The 13,796-nt window shown below is 70.0% G+C and carries 14 protein-coding genes and 1 pseudogene; 8 read left to right on the forward strand and 7 right to left on the reverse strand.

Translation table 11 applies throughout. The annotated features are described in order from the left end of the window. The first annotated feature begins 9 nt into the window (after positions 1 to 9). The gene (locus ABZ707_RS06215) at positions 10 to 558 is read left to right on the forward strand and encodes a TetR/AcrR family transcriptional regulator (protein WP_360168620.1); all 549 of its coding nucleotides are present in this window, start codon (positions 10 to 12) and stop codon (positions 556 to 558) included. Between the two features lie 209 nt (positions 559 to 767). Here ABZ707_RS06215 and ABZ707_RS06220 read toward each other — a convergent pair. After that, positions 768 to 1,038 (reverse strand): annotated as a pseudogene (locus ABZ707_RS06220) (hypothetical protein); the annotation flags it as partial. 107 nt (positions 1,039 to 1,145) lie between these two features. Continuing rightward, on the reverse strand, positions 1,146 to 2,195 hold the full coding sequence (locus ABZ707_RS06225; RefSeq protein WP_360168623.1) for an aldo/keto reductase: 1,050 nt from the start codon (positions 2,193 to 2,195) through the stop codon (positions 1,146 to 1,148). A 76-nt stretch (positions 2,196 to 2,271) separates the two neighbouring features. On the opposite strand from ABZ707_RS06225, the gene ABZ707_RS06230 reads away from it, so the two are divergent. The 3 genes from ABZ707_RS06230 to ABZ707_RS06240 all read left to right on the forward strand — a co-directional run bounded on the left by ABZ707_RS06230 (position 2,272) and on the right by ABZ707_RS06240 (position 3,801). After that, on the forward strand, positions 2,272 to 2,808 hold the full coding sequence (locus tag ABZ707_RS06230; protein ID WP_360168626.1) for a TetR/AcrR family transcriptional regulator: 537 nt from the start codon (positions 2,272 to 2,274) through the stop codon (positions 2,806 to 2,808). Positions 2,809 to 3,070: 262 nt separating this feature from the next. Further along, positions 3,071 to 3,226 carry a hypothetical protein gene (locus tag ABZ707_RS06235; RefSeq protein WP_360168629.1) on the forward strand — a complete coding sequence of 52 codons (156 nt, stop codon included), beginning with the start codon at positions 3,071 to 3,073 and terminating at the stop codon, positions 3,224 to 3,226. A 74-nt stretch (positions 3,227 to 3,300) separates the two neighbouring features. Then, on the forward strand, positions 3,301 to 3,801 hold the full coding sequence (locus tag ABZ707_RS06240; protein ID WP_360168632.1) for a metallophosphoesterase: 501 nt from the start codon (positions 3,301 to 3,303) through the stop codon (positions 3,799 to 3,801). A gap of 155 nt (positions 3,802 to 3,956) precedes the next feature. Here ABZ707_RS06240 and ABZ707_RS06245 read toward each other — a convergent pair whose 3' ends face one another. Continuing rightward, positions 3,957 to 4,694 (reverse strand): NAD(P)-binding domain-containing protein, encoded by a 738-nt coding sequence (locus ABZ707_RS06245; protein WP_360168635.1) that lies wholly within the window; start codon positions 4,692 to 4,694, stop codon positions 3,957 to 3,959. A 148-nt stretch (positions 4,695 to 4,842) separates the two neighbouring features. Between ABZ707_RS06245 and ABZ707_RS06250 the strand changes: the two genes are divergently transcribed. Beyond that, complete coding sequence (locus ABZ707_RS06250; RefSeq protein ID WP_360168638.1) at positions 4,843 to 5,691, forward strand: LysR family transcriptional regulator; 849 nt, start codon at positions 4,843 to 4,845, stop codon at positions 5,689 to 5,691. 35 nt (positions 5,692 to 5,726) lie between these two features. Here ABZ707_RS06250 and ABZ707_RS06255 read toward each other — a convergent pair whose 3' ends face one another. Continuing rightward, entirely contained in the window at positions 5,727 to 5,912 is a 186-nt protein-coding gene (locus ABZ707_RS06255) for a hypothetical protein (RefSeq protein ID WP_360168641.1), read from the reverse strand. A 376-nt stretch (positions 5,913 to 6,288) separates the two neighbouring features. Then, positions 6,289 to 8,157 (reverse strand): IPT/TIG domain-containing protein, encoded by a 1,869-nt coding sequence (locus tag ABZ707_RS06260; protein WP_360168644.1) that lies wholly within the window; start codon positions 8,155 to 8,157, stop codon positions 6,289 to 6,291. A 967-nt stretch (positions 8,158 to 9,124) separates the two neighbouring features. Between ABZ707_RS06260 and ABZ707_RS06265 the strand changes: the two genes are divergently transcribed. After that, positions 9,125 to 10,384: a TerD family protein gene (locus tag ABZ707_RS06265; protein WP_360168647.1), complete on the forward strand. Its 1,260-nt coding sequence runs from the start codon at positions 9,125 to 9,127 to the stop codon at positions 10,382 to 10,384. A gap of 45 nt (positions 10,385 to 10,429) precedes the next feature. On the opposite strand, the gene ABZ707_RS06270 is transcribed toward ABZ707_RS06265, so the two are convergent. Beyond that, positions 10,430 to 11,644: a glycosyltransferase gene (locus ABZ707_RS06270; RefSeq protein WP_360168650.1), complete on the reverse strand. Its 1,215-nt coding sequence runs from the start codon at positions 11,642 to 11,644 to the stop codon at positions 10,430 to 10,432. A gap of 58 nt (positions 11,645 to 11,702) precedes the next feature. Here ABZ707_RS06270 and ABZ707_RS06275 point away from each other — a divergent pair, with 58 nt between their 5' ends. Together ABZ707_RS06275 and ABZ707_RS06280 are read left to right on the forward strand one after the other, a co-directional pair. Beyond that, positions 11,703 to 12,488, forward strand: a complete 786-nt coding sequence (locus ABZ707_RS06275) for an aspartate/glutamate racemase family protein (RefSeq protein WP_360168653.1) — start codon at positions 11,703 to 11,705, stop codon at positions 12,486 to 12,488. A 93-nt stretch (positions 12,489 to 12,581) separates the two neighbouring features. Further along, on the forward strand, positions 12,582 to 13,142 hold the full coding sequence (locus tag ABZ707_RS06280) for a hypothetical protein (protein ID WP_360168656.1): 561 nt from the start codon (positions 12,582 to 12,584) through the stop codon (positions 13,140 to 13,142). 111 nt (positions 13,143 to 13,253) lie between these two features. Here ABZ707_RS06280 and ABZ707_RS06285 read toward each other — a convergent pair whose 3' ends face one another. Continuing rightward, a complete protein-coding gene (locus ABZ707_RS06285) occupies positions 13,254 to 13,619 on the reverse strand; it encodes a peptidoglycan-binding protein (protein WP_360168659.1) in 366 nt (121 codons plus the stop codon). Positions 13,620 to 13,796: the final 177 nt, after the last annotated feature.

The raw sequence follows: 13,796 nt of genomic DNA on the forward strand, positions 1-13,796 counted from the left end.
CTGATTCCCATGCCTGCCGCCGGTACCAGTACGAAGAGCGACGAACGACGTCGGGCCATCGCGGCCGCCGCGATCGAGTGCTTCGGGCAGAAGGGTTTCTACGGTACGACGACGCACGAGATAGCCGAGTGGGTCGGCATTTCTCAGCCGTATCTCTACCGTCTGTACCCGAACAAGGAAGCGCTGTTCGCGGCGGCGGTCGATCACGTGTCCGTCGTGATGACCGAAACTCTGGTCGCGCAGTCGCCGACGTCGGACAGGGCAAGACTGGCTCCCGAGGCGGCGCTGGACGCGGCGCGCGACGCCTACGCCGCGCTCGTCGCGGACCGGACCATCCTGCGTTTCCTCATGCACGCGAACTGTGCCGCCGGCGAGCCACTGGTCGGACAGGCCGTGCGCCGGTGCTACGCCAAGCAGGTCGAGACAGTTCAGCAGCTGCTGGGCGACGACGACGCCGTGCGGCTCTGGTTCGGCGCCGGAATGCTCGACAATGTGGTCGCCGTGCTGGGTCTGGCCGACATCGACGAGCCGTGGGCGCACGTCCTCACTGCGCGATGACCGGACACCGGGGTCGCACTGCTCGACTGGCCGGCGGACCGGCCGCTGCCGTACATCGCTGCTGGGGCTCTTGGCAGGGTGGTGCGGATCGACGGCCGAGACACCGGTGCCTCCCGTGAGGCACTGACCTGTGCGTTGGAGGAAGCATCCTGGCCGGACGCGCCGAAAAGGTGGTTCTGCTCGACACTCGCCGTGGCGGGCTCGCCGCCGCGTTCGCCGGCGGCTGCCGGATCGGTCATCGCGCGCAGGTGCAGATCCGCGACGTCGCGCACATGGCGGGACGTCTCTGTCGACGTTGGTCCAGTCCTCCTCGGTGAACGGGGTCGAGCGTGGCGGGTGCCCGAACCCGATGGCGCCGAAGGCGCTTGTCAGAACGACCCGGCGCACGCGGGCGTCGCGGGCCGCGCGCAGCACCCGCAGGACGCCCTCGCGGGCCGACACCACCAGGTCGTCGGCGTTCACCGGCGTATGGCGCAGGGTCGTGATCACGGCGTGCTCGAACAGGCCGATGTCCCCCATCCAGCCCCGGTGAGCACGACGCCCCGCCCGCCCGGCGCGGGCAGCGGCGCCGGAGCGGGCGACGGGACTCAGGCGAGAGCCATTCCGGGGACGCGCTTGCGGATGGCCTCCATCTCGGCTTCCTCCGAGACGCCCTGCCAGTCGTACCGGGGGGTGTACGGGGCTTCCAGGGCGCGCGCTTCGTCGTCGGTGAGCTCGATGTCGAGGGAGGCCACGGCCTCGTCGATCTGCCGGATCGAGCCGGCACCGACCAGCGGCGCGGTGACGACCGGCCGGCGTCGCAGCCAGGCGAGCGCGACCTGCGCGCGGCTGACGCCGTGGGCGTCCGCGACCTGCCCGACCGCGTCGATGATCGCGTGGTTGGACGCCTCCTGCTCGGGTGAGTAGAGCAGGTCCGCGTAGGCGCCGTCTGTCCCGGAGCGCACCGTCGAACGGGCGTCGTCCCACGCGCGGGTGAGGCGGCCGCGGGCCAGCGGCGACCAGATGATCGTGCCCACGCCCTCGTCCAGGCACAACGGGATCATCTCGCGCTCCTCCTCGCGGGCGAGGAGGTTGTAGTGGTCCTGCATCGACACGAACCGCGCCCAGCCGTGCTGCTTCTGCAGGTGCAGCGCCTTCGCGAACTCCCAAGCGTGCATGGACGAGGCACCGAGGTAGCGGACCTTGCCGGCCCTCACGAGGTCGCTGAGCGCCTCCAGGGTCTCCTCCCACGGGGTGGAGTGGTCGTTGCGGTGGATCTGGTAGAGGTCGATGTAGTCGGTGCCGAGGCGGCGCAGCGAACCGTCGACCTCAGTCATGATCGCCTTGCGGGACAGTCCCCGTCCGTTGGGTCCCAGCCGCATCGGATGGCGCAGCTTTGTGGCGATCACCACGGCATCACGGTCGGCGAACTCCTTGAGCGCCCGGCCGAGGATCTCCTCACTGGAGCCGTTCGAGTACATGTTCGCGGTGTCGAAGAAGTTGATCCCCGCCTCCACCGCGTGCCGGATGAGCGGGCGCGCGTCCTGTTCGCCCTTCGACCAGACGGGGTGCCCGCGGTCGGGCTCGCCGTAGGTCATCCCGCCGATCGCGATGGGGGATACGTCGAGGCCGGTCATGCCGAGCTTGATGTAACGCATGACACTCCTTAGAGTAGGTGGAGAGGTCTCCGAATAACGTAGTGGAGAGCTCTCCACTTAGCAAGGTGAGGTCCCTGTGGTCCGTTCGGACGCCCGTGAGAACAGGGCGCGCATCCTCGCCGCAGCACGTGAGGCGCTCGCGGCGGACGGCAGTACGTCGATGAATCAGATCTCCCAGCGCGCGGGAGTCGGCGCGGGCACCCTGTACCGCAACTTCCCCACACGCGAGTCGCTGGTCCTGGCCGTCTACCAGGACGAAGTGGCACGGATCATCGGCACCGTGCCCGATCTGCTGGCCCGGATGCCGCCCGTGGAGGCACTCCGCCACTGGACGACCGACCTCGTCGAGGCCATGCGCAGAAAGCACGGCCTCGGTGATGCCCTCGGCCCGGGCGCGTACCAGGCAGTCAACGAGCAGAGCTACGGACCGGTCATCGCCGCGATCACAGAACTCCTCGACGCCGGCAAGAAGGAAGGGAGCATCCGCCCGGACGCCGACCCGGGGGACTTCCTCCAGCTCAGCGGCGCCCTGTGGCGCGCCGCGTCCAGCCCCGAGGACAGGGCACCCCGCATGCTCGCGCTCATCCTCGACGGGCTCCGCACCCACCGGTGAACGCCGCGCACGAGACGGGGTCCGTCACCCGGTCCCGCAGCCCGGTCTGGTCAGCGTCCCCGCTCAGGGCACGGGCGGTGCAGGCGGCCCGCGGCTTCGCATCACCGTCCGGGGGAATCGGCGCAATGACCGATTTTTTCGGGCACGTGTGTCCTTGGTGAGCTGACCGGCGGTCGTGCGGACGTCCGAGGGTGCCGCCGGGACCGGCCGTACGAGGAACGGAACGCCGACCGTACGAGGACAGAGCGGAAAGGAGAAGCCCATGACCGTTCCGGAGGAGAACCGGCCCTGGACGGAGCCCGCCGACCAGGTGGTCGGCGAGCCCGGCGAACCGGAGAAGAAGCGCGCCGGCGAGGGCCGGAGCATGCGCGAGTCCATGCAAGAGGCCGGCATCTCTCCCGAGGACTACGAGGAGTGAACATCCGCTCCGGTCGGGTGAGGCAGTCCGGCACCGCTTGTGCCGAGACCGGGACGGGAACGACAGCGCCGCCGGTGCGCCTGCTTCTCATCTCCGACACCCATGTGCCGCTACGCGCCAAGCGCCTGCCCTCCGAGCTGCTGGATCAGGCGGGGCGGGCCGATGTGGTGATCCACGCCGGGGACTGGGTCGATGTCGCCACTCTCGACCTGCTCACAGCGCGCGCGCGACGGCTGATCGGTGTGTCCGGCAACAACGACGGCGCTGAGCTGCACGAGCGGCTGCCCGAGGTGGCCCGCGCGGAGCTGGGAGGTCTGCGGTTCGGTGTCGTTCACGAGACGGGCACGGCACGGGGGCGGGAGACCCGCTGCGCAGAGCGCTTTCCCGATCTGGATGTCCTGGTTTTCGGGCACAGCCACATCCCCTGGGACAGTACCGGCCCGGGTGGTCTGCGCCTGCTGAACCCGGGTTCGCCGACGGACCGCAGGCGGCAGCCGTACTGCACGTACATGACCCTGGTCGTGGCCGACGGAGGGCTGAACGAGATCACTCTGCACCGACTGCCGAGACGCTGACCGCCACCGCTGCTTCCGTCCTGCTGCGATCCGGTACGCCCGCCGGCCCGCTGACCGGCGTGAACGCCGCCCGCCCGGGGCACCGCGACGCCACCAGGCGAGGGCGAGGCGGTCACCCCGGAGGTACGGGCCGCGCAACGGCCGATGACCTGCTACTACAGCTGGAAACCCGCGGGTCCGCGCACGGCGGCGGCGCCGAGTTCCCTGACCAGGGCGGCCGATGTGGGCACTCCGGGCGCCTGCTGGACCCAGGTCACAAAGTCCTTGGGGGTGAGGCCGGACGGCGGCTGCCCCACATACGGGAGGGCGTAGAGCGGTGTGTTCGGTTCGCTGCGCCAGCTCTCCGCCAGTGTGCCGAGGTCCACCGCGTCGAAGCCGAGGACGTCCAGCAGGTCGGCCACCTCATTCTTGGCGTCCGGGTCGTCGCCGGACAGCGGCAGCGCGGTGCGGTCGGGGGCTCCGGCCGGGCGGAACAGGTCCAGCAACTGCTTGGGGCCGATGCAGTGCAATGCCTTCACCACCCGGGCACCCGCCAGGTGGCGCTGCACCAGTTCGCTGGAGGTCATCTTGTCGCTGTCGAGTTCCGGGACTCTCCAGTCGGGCTTCGGCGCGTAGTTCATCGGGTCGATCACGGTCTTGCCGGCGAGCTCCACCCGGGGCAGCCGCTCGTGGGCGGCCAGCGGCATGGACGCGATGACCAGGTCACCGGCGGTCGCCGCCTCGGCCGGGGTGGCCGCGCGGGACCGTTCGCCGAGCTCGGCGACGAGGCCGGCCAGCGTCTCGGGGCCGCGTGAGTTGCTCAGGACGACGTTCAGGCCGGCGTCGACGGCGCGGCGGGCGACCCCGACACCGACCATCCCGGTGCCGATGATGCCCAGGGTTGTTGCGCTCACGTCTGTTCTCCGTTCGGATATCCCCGCGTCGCGGCATCCAGCGGTCAGGGCCGCTCCGGCGGGTTCGTATCCATCACAGCGGGGGTGACCTGCGCGAACAAGAACCAGAAACACTGGGCAGCAATCACATCGTGTGATAGTTGAGGCCATGGAGCTGAGGGCACTGCATTACTTCGTGACCGTTGCCGAGGAGCTGCACTTCGGGCGCGCGGCGGAGCGGCTGCGTATCGTGCAGCCGGCGGTGAGCCAGCAGATCGTCCGGCTCGAACGCGAACTCGGCGTGCGCCTGCTCGAACGCTCCTCACGGCGCGTACGGCTCACCCCGGCCGGCGAGCGAGTGCTCGCCGCTGCCCGGGAGGCCCTCGCCGCGGCGGCACGGGTGCGGGTGGTCGCCGGAGAACCGGCGGCGGTCCTGCGGATCGGAGTGGCGTCCTGCGCCAACCAGCGGCTCGACCGCGCGGTGGGCCGCCTGCGCGACAGCGAACGCCCCGCCGAACCCGAACTGGTCGACCTCCCGGTGACCGCGCGCCTCGACGCCGTCCGCGACGGTGAGCTGGACCTGGCGCTGGTACGGGGCGCCGTCGCATCCACGGCGGTGACGGTGGTGCGCGCCTGGACCGAGCCGCTGCACGCGGTGCTCGCGCGCGAACACCCCGCCGCCGGCAAGCCCGCGGTCGGCCTGCGCGACCTCGACCCTCACGGTCTGCGGCTCCCCGCCCGCGAGAGTGACCCGCCGATGCACGACGCGATCCTGGCCGTCCTGCCGGTGGCCCCGCTGCGGCCCCCCGCCGGGGACATGCTCAACGTGCTGTTCGAGGTGGGCCGGGACCCCGGGGGCTGGACGCTGATGCCGGCCGAGCAACTCGCCGGATCCCGCTCCGAACGGGTGCACCACGTGCCGTTCGACCCGCCGATCACCGTCGACGGCCATGTCGTCACATCACTCGCGACACCTGAGCCGTGCGTGGCGTCGTACGTGGCCGCGTTCGCGGACTGAGCTCCCGCTTCCGGGAGGCAGGTCGTCCTGGAGCGTCACCACCCGAAGATCCAGGAGCCGATCGCATAGAGAACAGCCGCTACGCACCAGTACTGGACGGGGATCGAGTAGAGGGTGTGACGGTTACGGGGGAGGTACTCGTTTCCCTCAGGGTGCAGATAGAGCACGTCTCGGTTGATGTACCTGCCGATGAACCACAACAGGATGCCGGCAACGATCATCCCGACGTGCTCACCTGTCTCACCCCCGACTTCGGAACCGACAACCGATCCGAGGAACGCCGTGATGGGCACGATCCAGAAAAACAGCACTCCGCCGCCGGTCCACCACACAGCGCCGCCCCCTTGGCCGCTCGGATGTCAGTGTGGTCGGTGAGAGATGCCGGCGCGGGCAGGCAATGATTCGCCGGCACGCCGTCTCGACATCGCTCCTCAGGCCCCACTGTTCTTCTGTGGGGCAAAGTACACGCGTCGTTGACCACCTGTCATGACACGAGCGGATCGCCAACACCCCGGGGTTGTCCCGTGATCCGGCGGGCGCGCGACGACAGTTACGCCACGTCGCCACGTTGTCGGAACGTCTCCCGTCTGTTGACGGTCAGGCGATGGCCACGCCGAAGGGGCCGGTGCCGGCGCCGGCGCTGATGGTGGTTGCGGTGTTGGTGGTCGTGTCGATCACTGACACGGTGTTCGAGCCTTGGTTGGCGACGTAGGCGCGGGTGCCGTCCGGGGTGATGGCCACGCCGTAGGGGGTGGTGCCGACGGTGATGGGGGTGCCGATGACGGTGTTGGTGGCCGTGTTGATCACTGACACGGTGCCTGAGCCGTTGTTGGTGACATAGGCGCGGGTGCCGTCCGGGGTGATGGCCACGCCGTAGGGGGTGGTGCCGACGGTGATGGGGGTGCCGATGACGGTGTTGGTGGCGGTATTGATCACTGACACGGTGCCTGAGCCGGCATTTGCCACATAGGCGCGGGTGCCGTCCGGGGTGATGGCGATGAGCCGCGGGGTGGTGCCGACGGTGATGGGGGTGCCGATGACGGTGTTGGTGGCCGTGTTGACCACGGACACGGTGCCTGAGCCGGAGTTGGCCACGTAGACGCGGGTGCCGTCCGGAGTGACGGCCACTCCGTACGGGTTGGTGCCCAGGGTAATGGTTGTGAGAACGGTGTTGGTCGCTGTGTTGATGACCGACATGGTGGTCGAGCCGTTGTTGGTGACGTAGACATGGGTGCTGTCCGGAGTGATCGCCACCCCACGCGGGTTGGTGCCGACGGGGATGGGGTTGCCGGTGACGGTGTTGGTGGCCGTGTTGACCACCGACACCGTACTGGCACCGGAGTTGGCCACGTAGACGCGGGTGCTGTTCGGAATGACCGCCGCACCACTCGGGTTGGTGCCGACGGTGGTGGTAGTGAGAACGGTGTTGGTGAGAGTGCTGATCACTGACAAGGTGTTCGAGAAAGCATTGGTGACGTAGACCCGCCGCAGGATGAAGGTGTATCCGCCGGGGACTGTGACACTGCCGCCCGGAGTGGTGACCAGGACGACGGCGTTGCCGGCGACGCCGGCCGGGGTGGTGCCGGTGAGGGAGGTTCCGGCGGGGTTGACCGTGACGGCGGTGGCCGGGGTCCCGTCGAAGGTGACGGTGGCGCCGCTCAGATTGGTCCCGGTGAGGGTGAAGACCGTGCCGCCGGAGGCGGTGCCGGAGGTCGGGGACAGGACGGCGACGGTGGGCACGCCCACATAGGTGTAAGGCAGGCTGTTGCTGGTGCCGCCCGAGGTGGTCACCTGAACGACGGCGTTGCCGGCGACGCCGGCCGGGGTGGTGCCGGTGAGGGAGGTTCCGGCGGGGTTGACCGTGACGGCGGTGGCCGGGGTCCCGTTGAAGGTGACGGTGGCGCCGCTCAGATTGGTCCCGGTGAGGGTGAAGACCGTGCCGCCGGAGGCGGTGCCGGAGGTCGGGGACAGGACGGCGAGGGTGGGCACGCCCACATAGGTGTAGAACAAGCTGTTGCTGGTGCCACCCGGGGTGATGACGCTCACTGGGACCGTGCCCGTCGCGGCCCCCGCCGGCAGGGTGAAACTGATCTGGTGGTCGGAGATGACCGTCGGGACCGAGAAATTCGTGCCCACGCGCACGCTGGTGGCGGTGGAGAGATTGGTGCCGGTGGCGACGATGGTGCCACCGCCGGCGAGGGGCCCGGAGACGGCGCTCAGTGAGCACAGGAATGGCGGGGCCACGTAGAAGAACGGGATCGAGGTGCTGGTGCCGCCGGATGTAGTCACCGTGACCTCGACCGAACCGGCTCCGGCCGGGGAGACGGCGGTGACCTGATTGGGCGATACCTGGGTGATGTTGGTGGCGGGTCTGGTACCGAACATCACCATGGTGACCCCGGCCAAATTCGTTCCGGTGATGGTGACGTGGGTGCCACCGCTGGTGGAACCTCGATTGGGGGACATGGGCATCAGGACGCCTCCTGGGGCGGGTTGCGAAAGGAGCGCCGTCCGCCCGGAGGGCGGGGCCTGCGGGGTCCGGTGCGTGCGATCGCGCGGCGGAGGATCGTTCGCGTACTGGACGTATTCGGACGACTCCGACAACGCGGCGAGCGTGCGGGCCAGGCGTCGCGGGCCGGGCGAGACTTTCGCAACAGACCCTGGGACGGACGACGTTGGGACTGCGATCGGGCGCGACGTCGAGCAGACGGACTCCCGGCCGCAACGGACCATGCGTCACCGGTACCCAGCCACCACCACGGGCCGGCCCCGCCTGGGCTGCGGGACGCATGGATGACGAAATCAGTAAGAGCGGTTGGAGCCTGCCTACTTTTTCCACGTAGACGACCGTGACGACTGCCCCGAGGCAGAGTCCGGCGGCCAAAAAAGTGGGAAGTACGCCGTCTTCCCCTATGCACCATGGATGGCGGTCGCATGTGTGACAAGACATGCGACACGGCGTCATCCAAACGGCCCAGCGCACAAAGACAGCCCGCGCGCGATGCTCACCGTGAAAGCCACCCGCGCACATCAGGTGATGAACGGCTGCGATGCGCCAGTTCGGTGAGCGGGCGCGTAAGTGACCGTATGTCATTCCTCGGCCTCACCAACCGGCTGCGCGGCCGGCCGTCTGTCCCCGCCGACTCCCACTGTCGCCGTCGGCCTTCTCCCTGGTCATTCCCTAGCGCGTACCTCGCACAGGGGCGCACATCGCCGGCTCCGATCCCTGCGAGGCGCGCGACTTGATGTCCTGTAATCCGGCTCGACGACGGTTACGGCACCTCACCGCGTTGTCGGAACGTCCCCGTAGGTCCACTACGGGACGCCCCTCCGCCGCGCGGCCCACCCGTCCGGCACCGCTCGCCGATCCCCCACGGATCAGGGGACAGCCCGTAGATTGGCGGGACGGAAACTTCGGGCACCCCGACTCGCGATGGGGGCGAGCATGTCCATGCTTAAAGGAGCCAATCTTCCGGTCCCCGTGCCGGCTGTCCGCGTGGAGTTGGGATGGCGTTCGGCGCCGGGCGCGCCGGATGTCGACGCCTCCGCGCTGCTGCTCGTCTCCGGAAAGGTCCGCTCGGACGCGGACTTCGTCTTCTACAACCAGCCGTCGCACGCCTCCGGGGCCGTGCACCACGAGGGCAAGCGGACCGGAGCGGACGGCGTCACGGACACCCTGACGGTCGACCTCGGGCAGGTCGAGCACGCCGTGGAGCGGATCGTGCTGGCCGCTTCCGCCGACGGCGGCGACTTCGGCCGGGTACGGGGTCTCCATGTGCGCGTGCTGGACGCGGCGGCCGGCACGGAGATCGCGCGGTACGACAGCCAGGACGCGACCGTCGAGACGGCGTTCGTCCTCGGCGAGCTCTACCGGCGTCAGGGGAGCTGGAAGTTCCGGGCCGTCGGGCAGGGCTACAGCAGCGGGCTCGCGGGACTGGCCACGGATTTCGGCATCTCGGTCGACGAGCCGGGGCCCGGGACCGCCGCTGCCCCGGCCGTTCCCGCCGCGAGCCCGGAGCCCCCGGCCGCCGCCGCGACTCCCGCCCCCGCGCCCGTCCGGCTCAGCAAGGTGACACTGACAAAGGACGCCCCGACCGTTTCCCTGGCCAAACAGGGCGGTACGTCCGGCACGATGCGGGTGAACCTGAACTGGCAGGTGCGCAATCAGCCCAAGGGCTGGGCCGCCAAACTGGGCCGCGCCGTCGCCGCACCAGGCAATCTCGATCTTGATCTCTGCGCGCTCTACGAACTGACCGACGGCCGCAAGGGCGTGGTCCAGGCGCTGGGCAATGCCTTCGGCGCGCTCGGCCGGCCGCCCTACATTTACCTCGACGGAGACGACCGGACCGGCGCGGCCTCACGCGGCGAGAACCTCACCATCGACCTCGACCACAAGGACCGGCTGCGCCGCGTCGTCATCTTCGTCACCATCTATGAGGGCGCGCGCAGTTTCGCGGATCTCGACGCGACGGTCACGCTCCAGCCCCAGCACGGCGCCCCGATCGACTTCTCGCTCGGTGAATGCACGGTGCCTTCGACGGTCTGCTCGCTGGCCCTGATCACCCATACCGGCTCCGACCTCGTCGTCCAGCGGGAAGCGCGCTTTCTGGTCCCGGAACGCGGAGTCAGTCCCCAGCGCACCGTCGATTACGCCTATGGCTGGGGCATGAACTGGACGCCCGGCCGGAAGTGACGTACGGAAGCCCTCGACCGGCCTCCCGTGATCGCGCGATGTCCGTCAACGGTCCGGCGTGGCCTCGGGTCTGGCGTACGTACGGCCCTTCCAGGCCGCGCCACGGCCCCGGTAGTGCTGCACGGCCGAATCGACCGTCATCAGGAGGTAGAGCGACGCCGTCAGCGGCAGCAGCGGAGCCAGCCACAGCGACTGCCGGTAGTACCGCAGCATCGGGATGTACGTTCCTGTCATCACCGTCCACGCCGCGAACCCCAGCCACCCGGCGGCCACGTCGCCGCCGAACACGCCGTAGCCCAGCGCGGCGGGGGGCACCAGATAGATGACCGCGAGCCCCGCCACGGTGCCCGCGAGTAGCAGCGGATTGTGCCGGAGCTGTGCGTACGCGCTGCGCGAGACCATCCGCCACAGATCGGCCAGCCGGGGATACGGGCGCACACTGTCCACCCGCTCCGCCAGCCCCAGCCAGATCCGGCCGCCGCCGCGCCGCACCGCCCGCGCCAGCGCCACATCGTCGATCACGGCCTGCCGGATCGACTCGGGCAGCCGTGCGCGGTCGGCGGCCTCCGTACGCAGCAGCACACATCCGCCGGCCGCGGCGGCAGTGCGCGCGCCGGGGCGGTTGATCCACCGGAACGGATAGAGCTGGGCGAAGAAGTACACGAAAGCGGGGACGACGAGCTTCTCCCACCCGCTCGCGACCCGCAGCCGCGCCATCTGCGAGACCAGGTCCAGCCCGTTCGTCCCGGCGGCGGCGACCAGCTCCCGCAGACTGTCCGGCTCATGGGCGATGTCGGCATCGGTCAGCAGCAGATACTCGGGCCTGCCGGCCCGGGCCAGCGCGATGCCGTGCCGCAGCGCCCACAGCTTTCCCGTCCAGCCGGGCTCGGGTTCGCCGGGCGAGACGACCGTCAGCGGCAGACCCCCGTACCTGTCGGACAGCTCACGGGCCAGCGCACCCGTGCCGTCCGTGCTGCCGTCGTCGACCAGGAAGATCTCGGCCCTGCCCGGATACGCCTGTGCCAGCAGCGACGGCAGGCTCAGCGGCAGCACCCCGGCCTCGTCCCTCGCGGGTACGACCACCGCGACATACGGCCAGCGGGACCTGTCGTCCAGGGCCTCCTCCCCGCTGCCCGCGGGGACCGAGGGGTCCTCCCGCGCGGGCAGCCGCTGGTCCGTCCGCCAGAAGAATCCCTGACCCAGCAACAGCCAGCCCCACGCGGCCAGCGAACCCACGGCGATCCAGGCAATGGCGCTCATTGGCCGCAGTCTGCCGCACATCTCCGGGCCCGTGAGTACGGTCGACTAAGGTGACCGGGTGAAGATCGCGCTCATGGACTCCGGAATCGGCCTGCTCCCGACGGCTGCCGCGGTGCGCCGGCTGCGCCCGGACGCCGATCTCGTGCTCTCCTCGGATCCCGAGGGCATGCCCTGGGGCCCCCGCAGCCCCCAGGATCTGACCGAGCGCGCGCTCGCCGTCGCACGGGCGGCCGCCGAACACCGCCCCGACGCGCTGATCGTCGCCTGCAACACCGCGTCGGTGCACGCCCTGCCCGCGCTCAGGGCCGCGCTGGAGCCCGAGCTGCCGGTCATCGGTACGGTCCCGGCGATCAAGCCCGCGGCGGCCGGCGGCGGACCGTTCGTGATCTGGGCCACTCCGGCCACCACGGGCAGTCCCTACCAGCGGGGCCTGATCGACGACTTCGCCTCGGCCGCCGAGGTCACCGAAGTCGCCTGCCCCGGGCTGGCCGACGCCGTCCAGTACGCCGACGAGGCCGCGATCGACCGCGCGGTGGCCGCGGCGGCCGCCGTCACACCCCGTGACGCCAGGGCCGTCGTCCTGGGCTGTACGCATTACGAGCTGGTCGCCGATCGCATCCGCGCCGCCGTCCAGCAGCCCGGCCTGCCGCCCGTCGTCCTGTACGGCTCGGCGGACGCCGTCGCCGCGCAGACACTGCGGCGTGTCGGAGGCGGACCCGTCCCGGAGGTCCTGCCGGGAGCCCGGCTCACGGTGCTGCTCAATGGGCGCGAGTCCGTCCTCCCGAGTCCCGCAATGGCCTACGCCGAGGGACGGCTTCTCGCTTCGCTCAGCCAGGTGCGCTGACGGCGGTAGGGACCGGACTGCGGGGCCGCGGGCCGATGGCTACCCGCCGCCACGGGACTCCCCAACCGGCGGAACCTGGGTAATGTGCAAGGCATGAGGGAGCACCCCCGGCAAGAGGGCCACGCCGATGAGCCCCTGCCTGAGACCTGGACCGGCCGTGCCACCAATCGTGTGCAGTGGCTGCTCGCGGCGGCGGGCGTCGCGTGCATCGCGCTCGGTGTGGAGCTGGCCGTCAACTCCGCCTGGGATTCCGGTATAGCGGCCCTGCTGATGTCCGTCATCGGCTGTGTGGCGGCCGGCCTGCTGATGCTCTTCGGCACGCTCGCCTTCGTCCATGTGGCCGTACGGGTCGAGGGCGATTCCCTGGAGGTGCGCTGCGGCCATATGGGCCTGCCCCGCCGCCGTATTCTGCTCGCGCATGTCGTGGACGCCGTCTTCGTGCCGAAAGTCACACCGTGCCAGTGGGGTGGCTGGGGCTACCGCTGGCGCCCCGAGATGGGCACGGCGGTGGTGGTCCGCCGTGGCGAGGCATTTGTCCTCAAGATGGGTGACGGCAGGACCTTCACGGTGACGGTGGACGACGCGGAGGCGGCGGTGCGGTTCATCCGCAGCCGTCTGAGCCTCCCCGCCAAGCCCAACCCGGCCGGCGGCTGACGGAACGGATCCCGTCCGCGCCGGAGCGATGTCGGCGGACACCGCCAACCAGCCTCCGGAGAGAGCCGGTCGGCAGTGCCCACACATCGGCGGTGCGTATACCGACAGCGGTCAGCGGCGAAGGGCCGCCCAGGTCCTGACGCCCACCAGACCCTCGTCGTCGAGCCCCCGGTAGCGCTGGTAGCTCTCGACCCAGCCTTCGGTGCGGGGACCGAAGACCCCGTCCACCTCCACGATCTTCCTGCCGGCCTGTTTGTTGAGCAGACACTGGACCTCACGGACATGACGGCCGGTGTCGCCCCGCCGTGTGAGCGCCGTACCGCCGTAGTAGCCGCACGATGTGGCCGCGGACTGCGCGGCCGTCGTCCGGCCCGCCGTGTCGGAGGCCGCACCCGCACCGGACGGGACGAGAGCCAGGATCACCGCCCCCAGCCCGACCGAAGCCGAAACCACTGTGGTGCGAAGACGAGAGCTCATGAGTATTTCTCCTTCAGCCGGCATCCGGATGGGAGCTGCTGCCCGCATCCCTCCCCAGACTCGTGAGCGCGAGGTAAGGAGTCAACGCCGTGTCGAGTATTAACGGCGTTGTGTTGGGTCGCGGAAGTTGCGAACAGGGCCGTGGCGCGGAACGGGTCATCCCGCTCGCGGCGCACG

The sequence above is a fragment of the Streptomyces sp. NPDC006923 genome (assembly GCF_040635655.1).
GTDB lineage: Bacteria > Actinomycetota > Actinomycetes > Streptomycetales > Streptomycetaceae > Streptomyces.

Excerpts from the sequence above, each read along its gene's own strand:
- ABZ707_RS06285 (WP_360168659.1), bottom strand. The coding sequence starts at position 13,619 with ATGAGCTCTCGTCTTCGCACCACAGTGGTTTCGGCTTCGGTCGGGCTG.
- ABZ707_RS06235 (WP_360168629.1), top strand. The coding sequence starts at position 3,071 with ATGACCGTTCCGGAGGAGAACCGGCCCTGGACGGAGCCCGCCGACCAG.
- ABZ707_RS06255 (WP_360168641.1), bottom strand. The coding sequence starts at position 5,912 with ATGATCGTTGCCGGCATCCTGTTGTGGTTCATCGGCAGGTACATCAAC.
- ABZ707_RS06260 (WP_360168644.1), bottom strand. The coding sequence starts at position 8,157 with ATGTCCCCCAATCGAGGTTCCACCAGCGGTGGCACCCACGTCACCATC.
- ABZ707_RS06225 (WP_360168623.1), bottom strand. The coding sequence starts at position 2,195 with ATGCGTTACATCAAGCTCGGCATGACCGGCCTCGACGTATCCCCCATC.
- ABZ707_RS06265 (WP_360168647.1), top strand. The coding sequence starts at position 9,125 with ATGGGGGCGAGCATGTCCATGCTTAAAGGAGCCAATCTTCCGGTCCCC.
- ABZ707_RS06280 (WP_360168656.1), top strand. The coding sequence starts at position 12,582 with ATGAGGGAGCACCCCCGGCAAGAGGGCCACGCCGATGAGCCCCTGCCT.
- ABZ707_RS06270 (WP_360168650.1), bottom strand. The coding sequence starts at position 11,644 with ATGAGCGCCATTGCCTGGATCGCCGTGGGTTCGCTGGCCGCGTGGGGC.
- ABZ707_RS06215 (WP_360168620.1), top strand. The coding sequence starts at position 10 with ATGCCTGCCGCCGGTACCAGTACGAAGAGCGACGAACGACGTCGGGCC.
- ABZ707_RS06250 (WP_360168638.1), top strand. The coding sequence starts at position 4,843 with ATGGAGCTGAGGGCACTGCATTACTTCGTGACCGTTGCCGAGGAGCTG.